The organism is Mycolicibacter sp. MU0083 (genome assembly GCF_963378075.1).
GTDB classification, from domain to species: domain Bacteria; phylum Actinomycetota; class Actinomycetes; order Mycobacteriales; family Mycobacteriaceae; genus Mycobacterium; species Mycobacterium kokjensenii.
In genome coordinates this window covers 1,911,993-1,931,810 of record NZ_OY726394.1, presented here as the reverse complement: position 1 = coordinate 1,931,810, position 19,818 = coordinate 1,911,993, and the positions used below count along the sequence as shown (strand labels likewise).

The window sequence follows — 19,818 nt, the reverse complement described above, 5'->3', positions numbered from 1 at the left end:
TCCCCGCCTAGCCCGCCGGCCGCTCCGCCGTCCGGCGGCGCGCCAGCAACCAGGCCAATCCGTCGGCTTCGCCGTCGGCGATCACCTCGAGGTCGGCGAACGCCACGCGCAGTTCACCGGGTGCGGCCCGGAACCGCCCCGCGGCCCCGCCGACCTCGCTCAGCGCGGTGACCGCCAGCAGCCCCCCGGGCGCCAGGCGTTCCACCATCGGCGTATCCAGTCGGGGGTCCCGGAACCGGGCGCAGTAGACGACGTCGGCGGGCGGCCCCGCCGGGAGACCCTCGTCGAGGTCCACGACTTCGAACCGGCATGTCGCCGCACTGCCGCTGCGCATTGCCAAGGCGCGCGCCTGCTCGATGGCGACCGGCGAGACGTCGTATCCGGTGACCTGCAGACCGCGCCCGGCCAACCAGACCGCGGCGGTACCGGGACCGCAGGCGATGTCGAGCGCCTGCCCGCCGGTCGGGAAATCCTGCGCGAACGGCGCGAACACCGCCGCCGGGCCGATCGCCTCCGGCGCGGGCAGGGCTCGGCCCGCGTATTTGGCATCCCAACGGCTGCGGTCCTGGTCACTCATCGCCATGGACGATACTGCGGTGGTGAAACTGCGCCTCCCGATCGCATTGTTGCTGTTCGTTCTCGGCGGAGCGGCCGGTCTGATCGGTGACCACTCCCACGTGGTCACCGGAACCACCGAATACCTGCCGCGCTCGCAGGCGCTGCCCTTCATCTGGAGCAGCCCGATCTATTTCCCGATCCTGGTCGGGTCGGCCACGGTGTTCCTGGCCGAGTTGCGGCTGCATCTGCCGTCCCCCCGGACCCGGGTCACCCTGCGCCAAGGCGTGGCCGGGGTGGCCGCGGTGCTGGGCAGCTACGTGGTCACCGCAATGCTGCACACCGCGCCGATCGTTCCCATCATGACGCTGATCTGCGCGTTCGCCGCAATCACCTTCTGCGCCTTGGGAGATCGACCGGCGATCCTGTGCGGGACGCTGATCGCATTGGTCGGGCCGGCGGTCGAGATCGGGATCGCCGCGGCGGGCCAGTTCCGCTATGCCCCCGGTTCGGATGGACTGTTCGGGGTTGCGCCGTGGCTGGTCCCGCTGTATTTCGCGTTCGGCGTCATCGCGGCACTGTTCGGTGAGATCGCTTCCGCAGCAACGGATTCACGTCGGTAGGGCTATCCATCCACCGGCGGCGGCCGGGGTTCAGCCCAGTGTCGTCGCCGACGGACAGATATTGGTGCGGGCCGCCTCGACCACCTCGCCGGCGAGGGGCTTGGCGATCTGTAGGTACACCGCTACCTGATCGATGATCAGGCCGGTCGGATGTTTCGGGAACTCCAGGCAGGCGGTACGTCCGGCGGCCAGCCGACGGGCTTCGCTGCCGGGCGGGAACTTCCCGCGGATCGCGTTGAGGTACGCCATCTCGGCGGGGCTGGGGTAGGTCGACTTCTGGTCGTTGCAGACCAGGACGTCGGGACTGTTGCCGCAGTAGTCGGGGTCGCGGGGATTGAGCGGATCGGCCTGAGCGGATGAGGCGGTACCGATCAGTCCGGCCAGCACGCTTGCGGCCAAGACCGCCGCCAGTCCGATTGATTTCACGTCCAGCGCCTTTCTGTCGCCGCTGACGCTAGCAGCAATGCGGGACCGGTCGGCAGCACTTGCCGGGTCTTGTTCACCACCGGCGCCGTGCCGCACGTAGCATCGCCGACATGAGTTGGGCTGCCCGGTTCACCGCGCCTCTTGCCGTCGTCGGCATGGCGGCGGGAGGAGTCTTGCTGGACGCGGCCCCGGCGCATGCCGACGACGCCGGGTTCATGAACTATCTGAACACGCACGGCTACACCGCACGTTATGCCGGCGACGAACCCATCGCCGAGCCCAGCGTGCGCGCACTGGGCCACATGATCTGCGAGAACCTGCGGGTGGGCTGGTCGGTGGAGATTCAGCAGCCCAACTATCCGGCGTGGCCGCAGTTCGGCTTGATCGCCGACGCCGCCCGCCACGAACTGTGCCCGGGCGTGTGACGGTGTCACCCGCTCACCCGGGCCCACCGCTGTGCACCGGTCCTGCGCCGTTCGGCGTCCGTTAACTAAAGTGCTCTAGGTGGACGGACGAAAGATCGCGCGCTTCTGCGGTCGCAGTCTGGCCATTGTGACCTCGCTGGCGGTCTCGGCGGCGCTGATCTATGCGCAGCACACCGACGACGCGGCACCCCAGCCCACGGAGACCGCCACCGCCGCGCCGCCGCCGCCGTCGCTGCCGCATGCGCAACCCTTCGAAGGGATGCGCATCGCCAATCCCGCCGAGGCCGCAGCGCTGGCCGCCAATGTGCCGATGCCCACCGAGGGCCAGCAGTTCGCCTTCCCCCTTCCGCCCGGACCGGCGCCGGAGAACGGCCTGCAGGTCAAGACCATCTGGGCCGCCCGCACCCTGAGCGTGCTGTTCCAAGAGATCAAGACCATTTACGGCTACCGGCAGGACCCGCTGAAATGGCATCCCAACGGGCTGGCCATCGACGTGATGATCCCCGACTATCACAGCGAGTCCGGGATCGCGCTCGGCGACCAGATCGCCGGTTACGCCCTGGCGAACGCCAAGCGCTGGGGGGTCAACCACGTCATCTGGCGCCAGAAGATCTACCCGGGTGTCGGCGGCGGCGATTGGACGTCGGACCTGGGCAACGAAACCGCCAACCACTACGACCACGTCCACATCGCCACCGACGGCGGCGGTTATCCCACCGGGCAGGAGACCTACTTCGTCACCTCGATGACCCCGGCCCCACCGGATTGACCGGCGACCCTCGCCACGCCCGCGCCGCGGACCCCAAATTTGTCGAACGTGTGTTCTAATCTTTGTCGCAGGGCAGCCCGCGCTCGGCGGGCGCCGACGAGAAGGAGTTCGACGCAATGACCGCACCCGCATTCGCCGTAGCTGCGCCGGCCACCGCCCCCGACGACTTCCCGGTGCACCCGACGCCGCAGCCGGGGCCCGCCCCCGAACCCGCACCCGCCGACCCTCAGCCCAAAGCCTCGGGCAGAAAGGGTGCCGGCAAGAAGGCCAAGACGTTCGAGTTGACCCTGGCCGTCACCGGCACCGCCGACGGCGAATGGCGCGGCGAGATCAAGCAGGGCAGCACCTATCTGGTGCGCAACCTCGCCATCTCGGCCGCTGCGGTGTCGCGCGCCGCCAAGGAACTGCACGAGGAGATCTTCGGGCCCATCGAATCGCTGATGAACGAGGCCCGGTCGCAGCAGGCGGCCCGGGTGGCGGCACTGGAAGCCGAGCTCGAGGCTGCCCGCAAAGCGCTGGCCGACTTGGACTGATCAGCCGGCCGTCTCCCGCAGCATGGCCTGGGCGGTGGCATAGACCGCGCGGGCGTGCAGTTCGAACATCGCCACCAGATCGACCGAGTCGCCGCCGATCTCCTTGGTGATGAACAATCCGTCCGCGCCCGCCAAGGCATACGTGGCAACCTGCCGAACCTGGGCGTCGGTCAGGCCAGGGGTCAGTTCGCCGAGGCCGGCGACCAGGGCATCGTGCGCCTGGGCGCGAACGGTCAGGAATTTGGCGCGGGCACGTGGCTCGACGGGACGCCGCTCCAGAGCCAACATCAGGCCGAGCCGGATGAAGTCCGGCGAATCCAGCAGCGCCTTCGCGGTCTGGGCGGCCACGACCTCCAGGCGTTCGCGCGCCGAACCGTCGGCGGGCAGCTCCCACCCGGTGAGCCACGTCGCGAAACTTCGCTCGATGACTGCGGCCAGCAGATCGTCTTTGTCCTTGAAGTGCCAATAGATCGAACTGGCCGGCAGTCCGCATTTGGCGCTGACGGCACTGATGCTGGTGCCCTCGTAACCACGCTCGGCGGCGATCTCGCCGGCTGCGTCCAGGATCCGTCGCCGGGAGATGTCACCATCGGCGCGCCGGCGCCGGGTCGGGGTTGCTTCGTTGTCGGCCATCGCCCCCCCATTCTCTACACACCCTTGACCCTGTAGCGATCACTACATTACCGTAGCGATCACTATAGGCCAAGTGTCGGCGGACGCACGGCTCCGAACGAAATGGACCAGGGGCGTGAGCGAGAAAACCTACGACGTCGCGATCATCGGCTACGGCCCCACCGGCGCCACCGCTGCCAATCTGCTCGGCCAGCTGGGCTTGGACGTCCTGGTCGTGGAACGCGACAGCGACATCTACCAGCGTGCGCGAGCGATCTCCACCGACGAAGAGGTACTACGGATCTGGCAGGCGGTGGGATTGGCCGACCGGTTACAGCGCGACATGCTGCCGGATCGACCCGTCGCCTTCGTCGACGCCCACGGGGTGCCGTTCATCGAGACCACCATCACCTCGCGCGGTAGCGGGCATCCACCGCAGCAGTTCCTCTACCAGCCGGCCGTCGACCGGGTGCTGCGTGCCGGTGTTGCACGGTTCCCGAACGTCGAGGTGCTGCTCGAGCACGAGGCCGTGCAGACCGTGAACGGCGCCGAGCACGTCACGCTGGTACTGGCCTCCGCGGATGGCTCCCGCACGGTGCGTGCCCGCTACGTTATCGCCGCCGACGGCGGATCGTCTCCCACCCGCGGACGGCTCGGCGTCGGTTACTCCGGGACCACCTATGCCGAACGCTGGGTCGTGATCGACACCAAGGTTCACCGGGAATGGGATGCCCACGACCGCTTGCGGTTTCATTGCAATCCGTCCCGTCCCACCGTCGACTGTCCGACCCCGCTCGGACACCACCGGTGGGAATTTCCGGCCCGTGCCGACGAAGACACCGCGACCCTGGTCAGCCATGACTCGGTCTGGAAGGTGCTGAGCGAGCAGGGCATCACCGAGGACCACGTCGACGTGCTACGCGCCGTGGTCTACAGCCATCACGTTCGGGTCGCCGACCGCTGGCGCGTCGGGCGGATCTTCCTTGCCGGTGACGCCGCCCATGCGATGCCGCCCTGGATAGGGCAGGGCATGTCCGCCGGGGTCCGCGACGTGGCCAACCTGTGCTGGAAGATCGCGGCGGTCTTGCGTGGACAGATCTCCGAGCCGCTGTTGGATTCCTATGAGGCCGAACGCAAACCACACGTCATCGAGGTCACCCGCCGAGCGGTGTTCGTCGGACGCGTCATCACCGAACGGCGCCCGATGATCGCGGCGCTGCGCAACCACTCCCTTCGTGCCCTGACCAAGCTGCCCGGCGTCCTGGCCGGCGGCCAGAAGCTCTACTGGATTCCCGACGCCCGCTACCGGGAGGGGTTCTTCGTCCGCACCGGCCGCCGGTCATACCGAAACCGGCAGAGCGCCGCGGGCTGGCAGATTCCCCAGCCCCGAGTGGTCGACCGAATCACCGGGGCCACCGTGCGCCTGGATCAGATCCTGGCGGGACGGTGGATCCTGCTGCACCTCGGCGATCCTCCCGTCGGTGCAGCCGCCTGGTCGACGATCGGCGTTCCGATCTTGCAGATCGGCGGCGAGATCGGCGACCACGACGGCACCCTGACCGCATGGTTGCGCGGCAAAAACGCTGCTGCCCTGGTGATCCGACCGGATGGATTCGTCTATGCCGCGGCCGCGTCGGGACGTCCCCTTCCCCCACCGCCTTGCCAGGTCACCGATCCCATCCGCATGCTCACCCGAGACGGAGTCCGCACATGACCGCGACCGCACTGACCGAACACACCGTCACCGTCGACGGGCGCCCGCTGTTCTACGCCGAAGCCGGCCACGGGCCGGCGGTCGTGCTGCTGCACGGCGGGGGGCCGGGCGCATCCGGGGTATCGAACTACTCCCGCAACATCGATGCGCTCGCAGCCCATTTCCGGGTGGTCGTCCCCGATATGCCCGGTTACGGCCGGTCCACCAAGACACTCGACCAGCGCGACCCTTTCGGTGCTCTCGCACGCGCTGTCTGCGGGCTGTTGGACTCTGTCGGGGTGGACGCCGCGCACCTGGTCGGCAATTCCTACGGTGGTGCGGCCGCCCTGCGTCTGGCTCTCGACGATCCCGACCGGGTAAACAAGCTGGTGCTGATGGGGCCCGGCGGTATCGGTACCACCCGCGGCCTGCCGACCGCCGGACTCAACAGCCTGCTCGGTTACTACCGCGGTGATGGACCCAGCCGGGCCAAACTGGAATCCTTCATCCGCACCTATCTGGTCTACGACGGTTCCTCGGTCCCCGATGAACTGATCGACCTGCGCTACAACGCTTCCGTCGACCCCGAGGTGGTCGCCGAGCCGCCGTTGCGTCGCCCGTCGGGCCCCACCGCGCTGCGCACGCTGTGGCGGATGGATCTCACCCGGGATCCGCGGCTGAAACGCTGCACCGTTCCGACCTTGGTGCTGTGGGGCCGCGACGACAAGGTCAACCGGCCCTCCGGTGGACCGCTGCTGCTCAACACGATGCCGAACGCGGAACTGGTGATGACCTCGCACACCGGACACTGGATGCAATGGGAACGCGCGGAGCTGTTCAATCGGCTGGTCGTCGACTTCCTGCGGCCCGACTCCACGCTTACCCACCGGGAACCGTGATGTCTGAGCCGCAGCAGCGCATCCCGGTTTTCGGCAACGTCCGCCTCGGCTATGTCGTGATCGAAACCCGAAGGTTCGCCGACTGGCGCCGCTTCGGCCGCGACGCCATCGGCATGCACATCGACGAAACCCTGCCCGACGCCATGCGTTTCCGTCTCGACGACCAGCCGTGCCGCTTCCTGTTGCAACGCGGACCCGCCGAAGACGTCACCGCGCTGGGTTGGCAGGTCGACGATCACGACACCTTCACCGAGATCCTGGCCCGCGTCACCGGCCGCGGCGTTCCCGTCGCTGAAGCAAGCGCCGAACAGCGGGCGTTACGTGGCGTCGAACGGCTCGTCCGCTTGCCGGGCCCGAACGGTCTCGCACAGGAGATCTTCACCGGGGGCTGCGGGGACAAGGTTGCGTTGCGCATGGTCAATGTCGGCGGGTTCGTCACCGGCGCATCGGGGATCGGACACGTAGCCCTCACCACCAAGCACCCCCACCAGATGCGCGGCTACTTCAGCACCGTGTTCGATGCACGACTGTCGGACTATATCGATGAGACCATCAGCGGTGTGGGGGTCAAGATCCGATTCCTGCGAGTCAACCAACGCCACCATTCGATCGCGATCGCCGCGGTGAACCGGTTGCCAATCAACCCGATCCGAACCCGCGTCCAACATCTCAACATCGAAGTCGCCGACCTCGAGGACTTGGCCACCGGCTACCGACGGGTCAAGGAGCTGGGCTTCTCGATTGCGCTGGGTATCGGCCAACACACGAATGATCGGGAGTTGTCTTTCTATGCCAAGACACCGTCCGGTTTCGAGTGGGAGGTGGGGTGGAATCCGATCGTCGTCGATGAACGCACCTGGACGCCGACCACCCACCGGGGGATCAGCAGCTGGGGCCATCGTCCCGAAGGCTGGAACCTGATCGACAAACTCGCCCAGGCCAGGAACGGCGCCCAGTCGCTGCTACGCCGGGAGGATCCGGTCCCCGCCCTTTCCGGCGCCGGTATCCCGGACTAAGGAAAGGACACCGACGATGAGTCGCATCGACACCCACCACCACTGCCTGCCGCCGTTGTACCGGGCGGCACTGCAGCGAGCCGGGATCACAGACGCCGGCGGGCGGGAATTGCCGCAGTGGAGTGCCGAGGCATCACTAGAGACGATGATCGCACTCGACATCGATACCGCCATCTTGTCGGTGTCGACGCCGGGCACCACATTTCTGCCCGAGCCCGCCGATGCCACGGCCCTGGCCCGTGACATCAACGATTACTCCGCGGCACTGGTCGCCGAGCACCCCGCCCGGTTCGGCTTCTTCGCCACCGTGCCACTGCCCCATGTCGATGCCGCGGTCGACGAAGCCATCCGGGCCCTCGATGTCCTCGGCGCCGACGGGGTGGTACTGCTGGCCAACAGTTCGGGGACCTACCTCGGCCGGCCGGGACAGGACGACCTGTTCGCCGCACTCGACGCTCGCGCGGCTGTGGTGTTCATCCACCCTGCTCATCTGCCCGGACGCGGGGTCGACGGGATTCCCGCGTTTGCCGCGGATTTTCTACTCGACACCACCCGCGCCGCATACCTGTTGGTACGCAACGGAATCAAACGCCGCTATCCGAACATCAAATTCATGCTCAGCCATGGCGGCGGATTTGTGCCCTACGCGGCCCACCGGATGGCGGTATCCCTGCTAGGCGATACCGGTGCCAGCCCCGCCGACAGCCTCGATGACTTCGCGGACTTCTACTTCGACACCGCACTGTCCTCCAGCCCCGCCGCCCTGCCCAGTCTGTTGGCTTTCGCCAAGCCGGGCCACGTCACGTTCGGTTCGGATTGGCCGTTCGCCCCGTTGGCCGCCTCACAATTGTTCGCGGCCGACCTGGAGAACTATCCGCTGGATCCCGGCACGCGCACTGCCATCGAGCGCACCAATGCGTTGGCGCTGTTTCCCCGGTTGGGGCCTGGCCCCCAGCTACCCAACTCCGTACCGTTACCCGCTCGAATACGGCGCAATGCCGGCCGGGTAGTCATGCGCACGGTGGCACGGATGATGGCTACCCGCTGACCGCCCGTCATCCCCGCGGGGCGCGCAATCCCAGCGTCCGCCGGCAGGTGGACAGCAGTTCGTCGCGAAGCCCGTCGTCGTCGAGCCCGTTGAAGGGCAGTCCGACCGTCGAACTGATTCCCGCCATCACGAGGGCGGCCCGTACCTGGCCGGTCACCCCGGGTTCCGCCCCGGCCAGGATCTCCAACTGCCGACGCACCATGGCGTCCCATTCGGGCCGGGTGCGCAGGTAGGCGACGACGCCGGGATCGCCGCGCAGGATCGGGATGAGCCGGCGATTGGCCACGGCCAGAGAGACGTAGCCGACCAGCATCCGGTCCGCCCGCGCCCGCGCCCCCCGCACGTCGTCGACCGCCTGCAGCAATTCGGCGAGCTGGGCGACGAGCGGCTCCAGAATGGCTCCGAGAAGTTCGTCGCGGGTGCGGAAGTGGTGGTAGATAGCGGATTTCGTCAGGCCCAGCGCATCGGAGATCATCTGCAACGAGGTTCCGGCGACGCTGTGGCGGCCAAAGAGATCCACGGCGGCATCCATCAGTCGCCGACGGGTGAGCCCGTGGGCCGACGGTGGCGTGTCCGACGGGAACCGTCCCGGTGTTGCGTTGCTAACACCGCGCACTTTACTGACCATTCGTACAGGTTACTACTGTACGGTTGGTCAGGTATTGCCTTTACGATTGGTCAGTTTTTGTAGCGGGCGAAGCGCCCGAAGACAGGCGCGGCGCCACCGCCCGAGGAGTCCGAAAGAAGGAACATGTCAGCGCAATTCGGCAACATCGATCACACTCCCTTCGACCTGTCGGGCAAGGTTGTCGTCGTTGTCGGCGGCGGCCAGATGCCGGGTCCCCAGATCGGCAACGGGCGCGCCAGCGCCATCATGGCGGCCCGCCACGGTGCCGAGGTGGTGGTGGTCGACAAGAACGAGGCCGCCGCCCGCGAGACCGTCGACATGATCGCCGCCGAAGGCGGTACGAGCTACCCGGTGATCGCCGACGTCTCCGACAAGGAGGACTGCCGCCGGATCTTCGACGTGACGATGCAGCGCAGCGGCCGCGTCGACGGAATGGTCTACAGCGTCGCGATCAATCCGCCGTTCGACGCCGAAACCGACACCATGACCACCGCCGACTTCGATCACGGCATCAACGTGAACATGCTCGGGGGCTACTACTGCAATCTGTTTGCGGCGCAATGCATGGAACGCAACGACGGCGACACCACGGGCAGCATCGTCAACATCTCGTCGATCGCCAGTGTGAAGAACGAGATCGGCCTGAACATCCGCATCATGCCCTACGCGCTGGGCAAATGCGGACTGAACTACATCACCGAACTGACCGCCGCACAGTTCGCCGCGTCGGGAGTCCGGGCCAACACCTTGATGCTCGGCCCCATCGACTCGAACCTGGCCAACCATGACTGCCAGACCCTGTTCGAGCAGACCCCCGCCGAAGCGGAGCAGGCCCACCGGGACGTGGTGAAACTGAAGATGGGTCGGGCCAGCGCATGGGAGACGGCCTATGCGGTGCTCTACCTGCTGGCCGACGAGTCGCGGTTCATGACCGGCCAGCAGATCCGACTCGACGGCGGGGCCGCACTGCTCCGCTGATCTCCCGGCGCCGGCGGCCGGCGCTCAACGGCGGGTGAGCCACTCCAGGAACTCGTCGACGGTGAACACCGGCTTGCCGTACTCCTGCGCCTTGCGGGCCTTCCCGGACTGCGTCCCGGCCTCGGCGATCACCAACACGTCGCACCGCGTCTTGGTCACCGTGCGCACCGGCGCCAGCCCGGCCGAAGCGGCCAGCCGTTCCGTCTCGTCACGCTCCATGATCCGGCCGTGTCCGTCGACCGCGGTTCCGGTGAAGCAGATCCGGGCGCCGGGCACCAGCACCGTGTCGATTTTCTCCGCCGTCGACGCCGTTGCAACCAGCTCGGCGCTCAACTCGCCGGCGCCCAACGCCTGCAATGCATCCTGCAGACGGGCCAGCACCTCGGCGGGTAACCGGTTCCGGGTTGCCGCCAGCATGAGTTGATCGGCGGCCGATCGGCGGGCGGTGTGTTCCCAACCGGTCTCGGCCTCCGGTGTCACCGCGTCGGCGTGCGCGGTGCCCAACAGGATCGACCCCAGTCCGCGACTGACCCGCAGCAGTGCGGACAGCGCCGGAAGGTGTTCGGCGGCAGGGGTGCTGATGTCGGGATCACGACTGATCAGAAGTCCAGCCACCGCATCGTCATCGTCGGGATCCTCGAACGGCGACGAGCCCCCAACCAGGTCCACGGTATCGAGTGCGGCCAGCGCCGCCGTGGCCCGCTGCAGCGCCGTTTCACCGGTTCCCCGGCTTCCCCGCAGTTCGATTCCCAACGGCATGGGTACGACGCGACCGAGCCGTTTGAGTTCGAAGTCGATCAGTCCCAACGTCTCATCGAGTTTGGGGCCCACCGGCGTGCATCCGGCCAGCATCGGTGCGATCACCGCCCAGGCTTCGCGCAGAGTCGGCGCCAGCAGCACATCGGCCACACCGATGCCGTAGGCCTGCCGGGCGTCGGCCAGATCGCGCTGCGGGTTGATCAGGGTCGAGATCGCGGTGCCGTCGTCGAACGCCACCGCCAGTTCGACCGGGCGCGGTCGCGACATCCGGCCCTCGTCGCCGACGGTCAGCAGACCGATCGCGCAGAACCGCCTCGACCGTTGCGGATCGGTCGAGGCGCGCAGGAACCGGGCGATGCGGCGGTCGACCTTGAGGTCCTTGGGCAGCACCGGGCGTTTGAGCACCAGACCGGCCAACGAGGTGCAGCGGCTCAACGCCACATACAGCTGGCCGGTGGAGAACATGCCGCCGGACAGGTCCACCACCAGCCGGTCCAGCGTCTGTCCCTGGCTCTTGTGGATCGTGATGGCCCAGGCCAGTTTGAACGGCAGTTGGGTGAAGGTGCCCACCACATCGCGACGCAGCGTCGCGCCCTCGATCACCGGGCGGGTGGCCTCCCAGGTGAACGGGGTGACCTCGGCGACGTCGCCGTTGGGGAACTCGACCTCGACCACCGCACCGTAGCGGTCGTAGCCCACCCCGAGCACGCGCCCGATCGAGCCGTTGACCCAGCGGTCGGCCTGGTCGTTGTTGAGCATCATCACCTGGGCGCCGACCTTGAATCGCAGTTCGTCCTCGATCGGCTTCTCGAACAGCGACAGGTCACCGGATTCGGTGGCGCGATGCACCAGTTCGTCGCCGGGCAGGCGCTCCAGGTGTTGGCGGTTGCGGGCGGTCACCAGTCGGTTGGTCGGTGCCAGGGTCAACCAGAATTCGTCGTCGGGTGGGACGAAGTCGGGGTCCACCCGCGCATCCAGGTGTTGCTGGGCGTGTCCCAGCAACACGCCTTCCCGAATCTCGTTGAGGATCGCGGTCATCCGGTCGTCGCCGAGTTGACGGAACACCGTCGTCAACGACACGCTCGGGAAGTCCGCGCGGTTGAACGCCTTGGCCGAGAAGAAATACGGCGTGTCGTAGGTGGTCGAGAAGTGGTGCTGTTCGCCCTCGGTGACCACCGGCGGCAACTGGTAGAGATCGCCGACCAACACCACCTGGACACCGCCGAACGGTGTTCCCGGTTCGGGGCCGAACCGCTGCAATGCCGCGGCGATCATGTCGAACACGTCGGCGCGCACCATGGATGCCTCGTCGATGATCAGCGTCTGCAGCTTGCCCAAGGTGCTGGCGAACCGTCCGGGCCGGTAGCCCCCGCCCAGCACGTCGGCGAGCGTGGTGGTGGGCCGAAACCCGAACAATCGGTGGATGGTGTGGCCGTCGACGTTGAGGGCGGCGATCCCCGTCGGGGCTACCACCACCACGTTGCGGTCGGTGTCGGCCATGAAGTGCCGGATGAGCGTCGACTTACCCGTGCCGGCCTTACCGGTGAGGAACAGGTTCTGCCCTGCCGCCAGCAGTCCCAGCGCCTCGCGGAACTCCTCGGTCAGCAGCACCGCGCCACCGCGTCGCACTGGGACCGGACCTCGCCCACCGTCGGAGACAGTTGATAGGCGTGCTGGTGGCAGAAGCCGGTCAACTGGTGCCAGGCGCCGATCAGGATTCCCCCGGCCGGTGAGGTGTCGAGCGACTTGAGCACGGCCAGTTTGGATTTCCAGCGCCCGCCGATGGCCGGCACACCGCAGAGTTCGGCGCAGCGCGCATCGATGAGGTCCTCCACCGCCTGGCGGGCCAGCACCGCCGCCAGGCGTGCCGAGTTGCCCACTGCCCCACCGTCGGATGCGGCGAGCAGTTCCTCGGCGCGGGCGAGCAGCGCTTTGGCGGTGTCGGTCATCGGTCCGCGATGATGTCGAGGACCGTTCGCCGCAGATCCGCGATGGCCCCGTCGCCGAGTGCCGCACCCGTGTGGACGCCCGAACCGCAGATGTCCAAGGTGGGGCGCCGGTGTTGCCGGTAGACCGACCACCCGGATATGTCGCCGTCGGCGTCGCCGGTGAGGGCCAGCGCGACGCGCTGCCTGGTCTTCTTCGTGTTCTCCCATACTTGTTCGGACTGTTGATAGTTCGCCCCCGCCCGAGCCTGGTCGGTGAAGAAGCGTTGATGTGCGGCGGCCTCGACGGCCATCCGGAACAAGCCCGGGGTCGCCTTCCTCTTCACCGTGTCATCGAGGTTGTCGTCGCGGATGACGGCCTCGGCGTCGGCGATGTAGCGGTGCGCCGGCGAATCGTTCTCCTTGACCATCACCACCGATCCCGGCTCGCGGGTGACGTCGAGGAGCTGCGCCGGCAGGGAGCGGGCACGGATCGCGGCGGGCAATCGATCGTCGTGGGAGAACACGATCACCTGGCGTGTCTGGGCCAGTTCGAGAAGCACGTCGAGGAAGCCGTTGATCTTGGCCGGGTCCATGGCCTGGATCGGGTCGTCGAGCACGATGAAGCGGAACGGGCTGGCCGGCGTCGTCGCACGAGGGATGAACAGGGCAAGCGCCAACGCGTGCAGCTCGCCTTGGCTCATCACCGACAACGCACCGGCGGGCACACCGTCGACGGTTCCTTCCACCACGGCTTTCCGCCGGGTGGCCGTTCCCTCCAGGGAGATACCGCCGAGGTCGACGTTGCTCTCATGGCGCATCTGGCGCCAGATGTCTTGGGCCTGAGTCACGACCGGGGCGATCCGGCGGGCGCGCAACGTCTCGGCGTTGGTGCGTAGCCATTTGACCGCGGTCGTGACCTTGCCCAACCGGTCGTCATCGGTGCGGGCCGCGCTTTCCTGATCCACCCAGGCGGCCACGGCCCGGGCCACCGGCGCCCAGGCGTCTTCCAGCTCACCGGCACGCTGCGCCGCCTCCTCGCGCAGCAGTTCCGCCGCATCGGCGAGCTTCACCGCGGCCGATTCCAGGTGCGTCGGAAGATCCGACAGGCTTTCGGTCCTGGCCTGCGCTTGCGTGAGCGCGTCGTCGAAGAGCGACAGCGCCACCAGCTCGACACCGTCGACCGCCGGGACGGCCGACACCTTCCCGAAAAAGCTCTCCGCCGCCTCGCGTGCCCGCACCAGTCGTTGCGTCACGGCTTGATGCTCGGCGGTGCCGGCGTCGAGTTCCTGCAGCCGCCCCACCGCGGCGTCGTACCACTGCTGGTCGAGGGTGCCGGTCTCACACACCGGGCAGGGCCCACCGGCGATGTTCTGGTGCAGATGCAGCGCTTCGCGCAGCAGGGTCGCCCGCGCCGTCAGCGCCTTAACCGCCGCGTCTGTGCCGGATACGTTGGCGTCGATGGCCGCTCGTAGCTCGTTGGCCACGCCGGCGGCGGTGGCCGGATCGGGCACGACGACTTCGGCGATCGTCCGAAGCCGTGCGATGGCAGCGGCCTGGTCGGTCGTGGTGCCCAGCACGATCGCCGAGACTGCCTCGAGGTCGTAGGGTTTGCGGGCGATCAGCTTCTTAATCTGGTCGGCGCGGGGATCGGCGGCCGCGTCCAGCTGCCGGACCAGTTGTGTCCGTGCGTCGTTGGCGGCTTTGCGCCGCAGGCCGAGTCGTCTTTCGGCGTCCTTGAGACGACGGTCGGCGTCGGCGATCTCGTCGAGGCCCAACAGTCGGTTGAGTGCGTCGTAGAGCGTCGACGGCGCATCCTCCAGCAACCCGCCGAGTTCGTCGTAGGACATCAGCGGCCGGTGGGTCAGGAGCGCCTGCTCCCAGCCGAGTGCTTCGATCCCGGTCTTCTTCTGCCCCTTGATCTGCGCCCAGCGCTGGGCGTCGTCGAGCTCGGCGTCGGCGGCCCAGTCCACGCCGATGGTGGCCGTGGTCCCGGCGCGCTCGTCGTCGGGTTCCATGGCGAACTCCACCCGGACCGCGGCGCCACCGGTGTCGTGCAGGTTGCGCCACGAGTCGCGCCAATGCTTGGACTTCTTGGAGAATCGGTAGCTCGCACCGGTCAACGCGTATTCCATGGCCTCGGCGAAGCTGGACTTCCCCGAACCGTTGCGCCCGCTGACGACCGTCAGCCCGCAGTACGGCCGCAGTTCCAGGGTCGCGCTGGGCCCGATTCCGCGGAAGCCCTCGACGGTGATCGACCGCAGGAAAGCCCGCAGCGGTGTGACCTGTGCCGGCGGCTCGGACTCGGGCCGTTGGGACATGGGCTGGTCACTGCCGAGCTGGTCGACGAGCTCTTCGTCGCCCTGCAACGCCGCGGCCACCAGATAGACGGTGTCGTCGCTGACCGAGTCGTCGGCCTCGAACAGCTTCCAGACTTCCGCCTCGACCGACGTGTCGGGGCCATCGACTGTCACCTCATGCACCTCCTGCTGTGCAGGCAGCTTCGCACATGGTTCCGACACGGTGAGCAGCGTGCAGCGCTGGGATCGGCGGCCGGCTCAGGCCGGGTCGAGCTAGCAGACCGTGCGGCCTGCGCGCGGCTCAGTCCACCTTCGGGCAGTAGAAGTGCGGGTCGTTGCGGTAGGCGACCGGCGGGAGATTGCGCGCCGGGGTCTGCACCAGCGGCGCGTCGATCGGCAGACGGCCCGAGGCGCGGTCCAGCGCCGACCGCTTGCGCGGATGCATCAGCGCACGCTGGGGACCGTACTTGGAGACCAGGGTGATCGCCTTGCACAGATAGTCGTGCAACCGCTGCCGGCCCGGAGACCAGGTATAGCCCATCAGTTCTCGGACCGGCGGGTCGTAGAGGGCCACCGTCATGAACGTCAGGAAGTGCTGCATGACCTTGAGGTTCTGCGCCCACAACCAGTCTGGAATCCATTCCAGCGAAGGATGTTTGGGCATGGTCGACAGATCCATCACCTCACGGGCGGCCCAGGTGTTCTCCAACACCTCGGTGCACATGTGGTCCCAGTACGCTTCGAAGTCCTCCCAGGTCTTGGGCACCGGCCGCATGCTCATGCCGTACATCCGATACCACTGGATGTGCTCGTCGAACAGTTGCCGTTTGTCGGCCTCGGTCAGGCCGCCGCCGAACTTCTCGGCGGCCAGCAGCGTCGACTTGAAGAACGTCGCGTGCGCCCAGTAGAAGACGTCGGGGTTCAGCGCGCTGTAGCGGCGTCCCTGTTCGTCGACGCCCTTGATGCCGATGTGGTAGTCGCGGACCTCCGCGCCGGTCTGCGGGGCCCGGTAGCCGTCGAACACCACGCCGCCGATCGGGTAGATCGACCGCATCAGTCGCGGGATGCGTTCCATGAAGAAGATCGAGTGGTCTTTGACCGCCGCGCCCAGTTGCGGGTGCATGTTCTGCATCGAACCCGCCCAGGTGCCCTGGAACAGCCCGGTCCATTGCCCGAAGTACTTCCAGGTCAGCGAGTCCGGGCCCAGGGGGATCGCCGGTTCGTCATACCCTCCGGTGCTCACCGGACATCCCGCGGCGATCGGCGCTTCTTCGGCGGCCGGGCAGGTGTCCGAGGTCTCTTGAGTCATGAAGGCGTACTCCCCCGTCATTGTCGACCGTTTCTGACAACGTGCGTTATCAATCTCGGCTAGTGTAGGAGCACCCCTAACTGCGGTCAACGACGGAGTCGGCCACCGGACCGCAGCTCAAAGCATGGCGCGGCAGGCAGCGGTGATGCCAGAATTCTCATCGGTGCGCACACCGGAGGCGCGATGATCCGCGATGATCGCCGAGGACGGAGACACCCATGACGACGACCGACCTGCCCCTGCCGAGCACGCGCGGCGCGACGGCCGAGGGCGCGAGCACGACCCACAACACCCAGTGCACGCTGTGCGAGTCGCACTGTGGCATCCAGGTCACGGTGACCGACGGGAAGGTCAGTCGCATCCAGGGCAATCCCGACGACGTCTTCTCCCACGGATACATCTGCCCGAAGGCGACCGCCCTGGCGGGTCTGCACGAGGACCCCGATAGGCTCCGGACGCCGATGCGGCGGGTCGGCGACGGATTCGAGCCGGTGGGATGGGATGAGGCCTTCGCCGACATCGGCGCCCGACTGCGCCGCATCCGCAAGGCGCACGGCCGCCGAGCCTTCGGGATGTATCTCGGCAACCCGTCGGCGCACAGTTCCGCGGCGATCTACGGCCTGCTGCTGCGCGAAGCGCTGAAGACCCCCAACTTCTTCTCCGCATCCTCGATCGACCAGATGCCGCACGAGTATGCGGCGTGGAAGGTCTTGGGCTCCAACGTGTTGGTCCCGATCACCGATATCGACCGGACGCAGCGTCTGGTGATCATCGGCGCCAACCCCGCGGTGTCCAACAGCTCCATCTCGATCATGCCCGGCGCCAAGCGACGCATCAAAGCAGTCCAGGATCGCGGGGGAACCGTCGTCGTCATCGACCCGCGGCGCACCGAAACGGCGAAACTGGCCGACGAATACGTCTCGGTGCGTCCCGGCGGAGACCTGTATCTGTTGCTGGGCATGCTGCATGTACTGATCGAGGAAGACCTCTGCGACACCGCGGCGATAGCCCGGCAGGCGGTGGGGCTTCCACAACTGCGCCGGTTGGTCGCCGACGCCACCCCCGAAGCCGTCGCCGAGCGCGCCGGCGTCGACCCGGAAACGATCTACACCCTGGCGCGCGACCACGCCGCGGCGGAGTCGGCGGTGCTGTACTGCCGCATCGGTGTCTGCCAGCAGGAGACCGGCACGCTGGTGAGTTGGCTGGTGACGGTGATCAACGCGGTCACCGGAAACCTGGACCGCGCCGGCGGCGCGATGTTCTCCACCCCGGTCATGGACGTGCCGCGGCTGGCCAAGTACATGTCGGCGGGCCACGGGGCGTGGACCGACCGGTCGGGCCGCTACAAGTCGTTTCGCGGTGAGCTACCCGCGGTCATCATGGCCGATGAGATCCTCACCGACGGCGACGGCCAGATCAAGGCGATGATCACCGTTGCCGGCAATCCGGTCTCGTCGATCCCCCAGAAGGGCCGGCTGGACGAGGCGATGGCTTCGCTGGATCTGTATGTGGCGGTGGATATGTACATCACCGAGACCTCCCGCCATGCGGACTACATCCTGCCGCCGGTCTCACCGCTGGAACGCGAAGACGTCGGATTGTTGATGCCGGTCTTCGCCGTGCGCAACAACATCCGCTATCAGCACCGTTCCTTCGAACCGCCGGCCGGCACCAAGGACGACTGGGAGATCCTCAGTCTGCTGATGCTGGAGCTGCTTCCCACGCCGCTGCGGCAGATCATCACGCCGCTGCGCAAACCCCTACTGGGGGCGATGAATCCGCTGCGGATGGCCGCTTTCGCCGTGAGCTCCGGACCGTACGGTTGGATCCGAAAGGGGCGCAAGGGAATATCGATGAAACGCCTGCGCGACAGCATCGGCGGACTCGACCTCGGACCGCTGCAGCCCCGGCTGCGCCAGATCATCGCCACCCGCGACCGCAAGGTCCAGCTCGCGCCGGACGAGTTCGTCGACGCCGCGACCGCGCTGCTGGACCGGCCGTCGGGGCCCACCAGCGCCTACGACCTGCAGCTCATCGGGCGACGCCTGTTGCGCAGCAACAACTCCTGGTTGCACAACGTGCCGTCGATGACCAGCGGGTCCAATCAGTGCACCCTGCACATGCACCCCGACGATGCCAAGCTCCGGGGATTGGACCAGGGCGACATGGTGCTGGTGACCTCCGACGTCGGCAAGGTCGAGGTTCCGCTGCACATCAGCGATGACATGCGGCCCGGCACCGTCTCGATGCCGCACGGCTGGGGGCACCGCAAGACCGGGTGGCGCCACGCGGATTCACTGCCCGGCGCCAATGTGAACGATCTGCACGATCCGGGCCGGGTGGACACCTTCACCGGGACGGCCGCGGTCAACAACACCTGGGTGACCGTCGCCGCCTCCACCGCGGTCGATGCGGGGGTTGCCGCGCAGGCATAGGGCGCGTTTCAGGCCTCGCCTTTACCGGCCTCGCGCTGCTTGAGGTCGTCGAGCACCGCGGTGAACTCCGCGGGCAGCCGCACGTTCTCCGGCGCGTCGGCGAACAACGGTGCGACCTGACCGACACGGTAGCCGGCGACGCCGGTACCGATCGGGGTGACCAGGAAGCGGAGTTGGGACTGCCGACGCGCATAGCCCAGGAAGGTCTGCACTTCCTCGGCGAGCGTTGGAAAGTCGCTCATGGTGTCGATGGCATACGACTGGCCGTGATGGCCGTGGCCTTCGCCCCACTCCGCGCCGAATTTCTCGTAGGCCTGCCGTGCCGCTCCCCCGTCGTGTATGCCGTCCTTGTTCGAGCCGAAGACGAACACTTCGTTGGGTTCCAGGCGTTCAATCAAGCGGGTCGATGTCAGACCGCGCACGACGCTCAGCTGGATCTGATTGAGCGCATCCAGGCGTACCGCACTCGGCAGGGACTCGATCTCTGCTACCGCACGGGCGACGGCCGTGCTCAGCGCCGAGCGGTTCGGAGCGGAGACTTCGGGCGTGACAGCCGATACCTGTACCTGGTCCCGCAGTTCTTCCGGCGCGAAGAGTTCATCGAGGCTGACGCCGAGCGCGGTGGCGATGGCCACTTGCTGGCGGTATGAAGCGTTGCGGTACCCGGTCTCGAGCTGGGAGATGTAGGGGTAGGAGACGCCCGCCTCTTCGGCAAGTCGTTTGCGGTCCCATTCGAGTTCTTTACGTCGGGCCGCGATCCTCTGTCCGACGGCATGGTCACCCCGGCGGGAGTCGGGCTTGGCGCGTTCCGTCATGGTCCCCAAATTACCAGGCGTTATGCCACTGGCGAGGTAACGGTTGCGCCACATGCTCGTTTCGATCTAT

At 67.3% G+C, this 19,818-nt stretch carries 19 protein-coding genes; 10 read left to right on the top strand and 9 right to left on the bottom strand.

All coding sequences use genetic code 11. The annotated features are described in order from the left end of the window. Positions 1-7 precede the first annotated feature (7 nt). Positions 8-577, bottom strand: a complete 570-nt coding sequence (locus tag RCP38_RS08900) for a class I SAM-dependent methyltransferase (RefSeq protein WP_308476801.1) — start codon at positions 575-577, stop codon at positions 8-10. A 4-nt stretch (positions 578-581) separates the two neighbouring features. Here RCP38_RS08900 and RCP38_RS08895 point away from each other — a divergent pair, with 4 nt between their 5' ends. Next, on the top strand, positions 582-1,178 hold the full coding sequence (locus tag RCP38_RS08895; protein ID WP_308476800.1) for a diacylglycerol-binding protein: 597 nt from the start codon (positions 582-584) through the stop codon (positions 1,176-1,178). A 30-nt stretch (positions 1,179-1,208) separates the two neighbouring features. On the opposite strand, the gene RCP38_RS08890 is transcribed toward RCP38_RS08895, so the two are convergent. Beyond that, complete coding sequence (locus RCP38_RS08890; RefSeq protein WP_308476799.1) at positions 1,209-1,604, bottom strand: hypothetical protein; 396 nt, start codon at positions 1,602-1,604, stop codon at positions 1,209-1,211. 110 nt (positions 1,605-1,714) lie between these two features. Here RCP38_RS08890 and RCP38_RS08885 point away from each other — a divergent pair, with 110 nt between their 5' ends. The 3 genes from RCP38_RS08885 (at position 1,715) to RCP38_RS08875 (ending at position 3,331) form a co-directional block, all read left to right on the top strand. Next, a complete protein-coding gene (locus tag RCP38_RS08885; protein WP_308476798.1) occupies positions 1,715-2,029 on the top strand; it encodes a DUF732 domain-containing protein in 315 nt (104 codons plus the stop codon). A gap of 79 nt (positions 2,030-2,108) precedes the next feature. Then, positions 2,109-2,798 carry a VldE C-terminal domain-containing protein gene (locus RCP38_RS08880; protein ID WP_308476797.1) on the top strand — a complete coding sequence of 230 codons (690 nt, stop codon included), beginning with the start codon at positions 2,109-2,111 and terminating at the stop codon, positions 2,796-2,798. A 116-nt stretch (positions 2,799-2,914) separates the two neighbouring features. After that, positions 2,915-3,331, top strand: a complete 417-nt coding sequence (locus tag RCP38_RS08875) for a DUF6319 family protein (protein ID WP_308476796.1) — start codon at positions 2,915-2,917, stop codon at positions 3,329-3,331. Here the strand turns inward: RCP38_RS08875 and RCP38_RS08870 are convergent, their stop codons facing one another. Then, complete coding sequence (locus RCP38_RS08870; protein ID WP_308476795.1) at positions 3,332-3,964, bottom strand: TetR/AcrR family transcriptional regulator; 633 nt, start codon at positions 3,962-3,964, stop codon at positions 3,332-3,334. 115 nt (positions 3,965-4,079) lie between these two features. Between RCP38_RS08870 and RCP38_RS08865 the strand changes: the two genes are divergently transcribed. From RCP38_RS08865 to RCP38_RS08850, 4 genes are read left to right on the top strand one after another with little or no spacing between them, the layout of a single operon-like run. Continuing rightward, on the top strand, positions 4,080-5,657 hold the full coding sequence (locus tag RCP38_RS08865; RefSeq protein ID WP_308476794.1) for a bifunctional 3-(3-hydroxy-phenyl)propionate/3-hydroxycinnamic acid hydroxylase: 1,578 nt from the start codon (positions 4,080-4,082) through the stop codon (positions 5,655-5,657). Beyond that, on the top strand, positions 5,654-6,535 hold the full coding sequence (locus RCP38_RS08860; RefSeq protein WP_308476793.1) for an alpha/beta fold hydrolase: 882 nt from the start codon (positions 5,654-5,656) through the stop codon (positions 6,533-6,535). The genes RCP38_RS08865 and RCP38_RS08860 overlap by 4 nt, the downstream gene beginning before the upstream one ends. Beyond that, positions 6,535-7,551, top strand: a complete 1,017-nt coding sequence (locus tag RCP38_RS08855; protein WP_308476792.1) for a VOC family protein — start codon at positions 6,535-6,537, stop codon at positions 7,549-7,551. The genes RCP38_RS08860 and RCP38_RS08855 overlap by 1 nt, the downstream gene beginning before the upstream one ends. Before the next feature lie 16 nt (positions 7,552-7,567). Further along, complete coding sequence (locus tag RCP38_RS08850) at positions 7,568-8,599, top strand: amidohydrolase family protein (RefSeq protein WP_308476791.1); 1,032 nt, start codon at positions 7,568-7,570, stop codon at positions 8,597-8,599. A 7-nt stretch (positions 8,600-8,606) separates the two neighbouring features. On the opposite strand, the gene RCP38_RS08845 is transcribed toward RCP38_RS08850, so the two are convergent. Beyond that, a complete protein-coding gene (locus RCP38_RS08845) occupies positions 8,607-9,131 on the bottom strand; it encodes a TetR/AcrR family transcriptional regulator (protein WP_308477140.1) in 525 nt (174 codons plus the stop codon). Positions 9,132-9,350: 219 nt separating this feature from the next. Between RCP38_RS08845 and RCP38_RS08840 the strand changes: the two genes are divergently transcribed. Beyond that, positions 9,351-10,205 carry an SDR family NAD(P)-dependent oxidoreductase gene (locus RCP38_RS08840; protein WP_308476790.1) on the top strand — a complete coding sequence of 285 codons (855 nt, stop codon included), beginning with the start codon at positions 9,351-9,353 and terminating at the stop codon, positions 10,203-10,205. Positions 10,206-10,229: 24 nt separating this feature from the next. Here the strand turns inward: RCP38_RS08840 and RCP38_RS08835 are convergent, their stop codons facing one another. The 4 genes from RCP38_RS08835 to RCP38_RS08820 form a co-directional block, all read right to left on the bottom strand. Continuing rightward, a complete protein-coding gene (locus RCP38_RS08835) occupies positions 10,230-12,593 on the bottom strand; it encodes an AAA family ATPase (protein ID WP_373692474.1) in 2,364 nt (787 codons plus the stop codon). Further along, positions 12,566-12,913, bottom strand: coding sequence for a hypothetical protein (locus tag RCP38_RS08830; protein ID WP_308476789.1), 348 nt, complete (start codon positions 12,911-12,913; stop codon positions 12,566-12,568). The genes RCP38_RS08835 and RCP38_RS08830 overlap by 28 nt, the downstream gene beginning before the upstream one ends. After that, entirely contained in the window at positions 12,910-15,363 is a 2,454-nt protein-coding gene (locus RCP38_RS08825) for an AAA family ATPase (protein WP_308476788.1), read from the bottom strand. Before RCP38_RS08825 ends, RCP38_RS08830 begins: the two co-directional genes overlap by 4 nt. Positions 15,364-15,490: 127 nt before the next feature. After that, a complete protein-coding gene (locus RCP38_RS08820) occupies positions 15,491-16,498 on the bottom strand; it encodes an oxygenase MpaB family protein (RefSeq protein WP_308476787.1) in 1,008 nt (335 codons plus the stop codon). Positions 16,499-16,716: 218 nt separating this feature from the next. Between RCP38_RS08820 and RCP38_RS08815 the strand changes: the two genes are divergently transcribed. Further along, positions 16,717-18,933 carry a molybdopterin-dependent oxidoreductase gene (locus RCP38_RS08815; protein WP_308476786.1) on the top strand — a complete coding sequence of 739 codons (2,217 nt, stop codon included), beginning with the start codon at positions 16,717-16,719 and terminating at the stop codon, positions 18,931-18,933. An 8-nt stretch (positions 18,934-18,941) separates the two neighbouring features. Here the strand turns inward: RCP38_RS08815 and RCP38_RS08810 are convergent, their stop codons facing one another. After that, positions 18,942-19,748, bottom strand: a complete 807-nt coding sequence (locus RCP38_RS08810) for an A1S_2505 family phage non-structural protein (RefSeq protein ID WP_308476785.1) — start codon at positions 19,746-19,748, stop codon at positions 18,942-18,944. Between the last annotated feature and the right edge of the window lie 70 nt (positions 19,749-19,818).

What these genes read in the sequence shown, in the direction of transcription:
- RCP38_RS08855 (WP_308476792.1), top strand. Translation starts at nt 6,535, where the DNA reads ATGTCTGAGCCGCAGCAGCGCATCCCGGTTTTCGGCAACGTCCGCCTC.
- RCP38_RS08845 (WP_308477140.1), bottom strand. Translation starts at nt 9,131, where the DNA reads ATGGATGCCGCCGTGGATCTCTTTGGCCGCCACAGCGTCGCCGGAACC.
- RCP38_RS08840 (WP_308476790.1), top strand. Translation starts at nt 9,351, where the DNA reads ATGTCAGCGCAATTCGGCAACATCGATCACACTCCCTTCGACCTGTCG.
- RCP38_RS08870 (WP_308476795.1), bottom strand. Translation starts at nt 3,964, where the DNA reads ATGGCCGACAACGAAGCAACCCCGACCCGGCGCCGGCGCGCCGATGGT.
- RCP38_RS08885 (WP_308476798.1), top strand. Translation starts at nt 1,715, where the DNA reads ATGAGTTGGGCTGCCCGGTTCACCGCGCCTCTTGCCGTCGTCGGCATG.
- RCP38_RS08875 (WP_308476796.1), top strand. Translation starts at nt 2,915, where the DNA reads ATGACCGCACCCGCATTCGCCGTAGCTGCGCCGGCCACCGCCCCCGAC.
- RCP38_RS08815 (WP_308476786.1), top strand. Translation starts at nt 16,717, where the DNA reads ATGACGACGACCGACCTGCCCCTGCCGAGCACGCGCGGCGCGACGGCC.
- RCP38_RS08850 (WP_308476791.1), top strand. Translation starts at nt 7,568, where the DNA reads ATGAGTCGCATCGACACCCACCACCACTGCCTGCCGCCGTTGTACCGG.
- RCP38_RS08820 (WP_308476787.1), bottom strand. Translation starts at nt 16,498, where the DNA reads ATGACTCAAGAGACCTCGGACACCTGCCCGGCCGCCGAAGAAGCGCCG.
- RCP38_RS08900 (WP_308476801.1), bottom strand. Translation starts at nt 577, where the DNA reads ATGAGTGACCAGGACCGCAGCCGTTGGGATGCCAAATACGCGGGCCGA.
- RCP38_RS08810 (WP_308476785.1), bottom strand. Translation starts at nt 19,748, where the DNA reads ATGACGGAACGCGCCAAGCCCGACTCCCGCCGGGGTGACCATGCCGTC.
- RCP38_RS08830 (WP_308476789.1), bottom strand. Translation starts at nt 12,913, where the DNA reads ATGACCGACACCGCCAAAGCGCTGCTCGCCCGCGCCGAGGAACTGCTC.
- RCP38_RS08860 (WP_308476793.1), top strand. Translation starts at nt 5,654, where the DNA reads ATGACCGCGACCGCACTGACCGAACACACCGTCACCGTCGACGGGCGC.
- RCP38_RS08895 (WP_308476800.1), top strand. Translation starts at nt 582, where the DNA reads ATGGACGATACTGCGGTGGTGAAACTGCGCCTCCCGATCGCATTGTTG.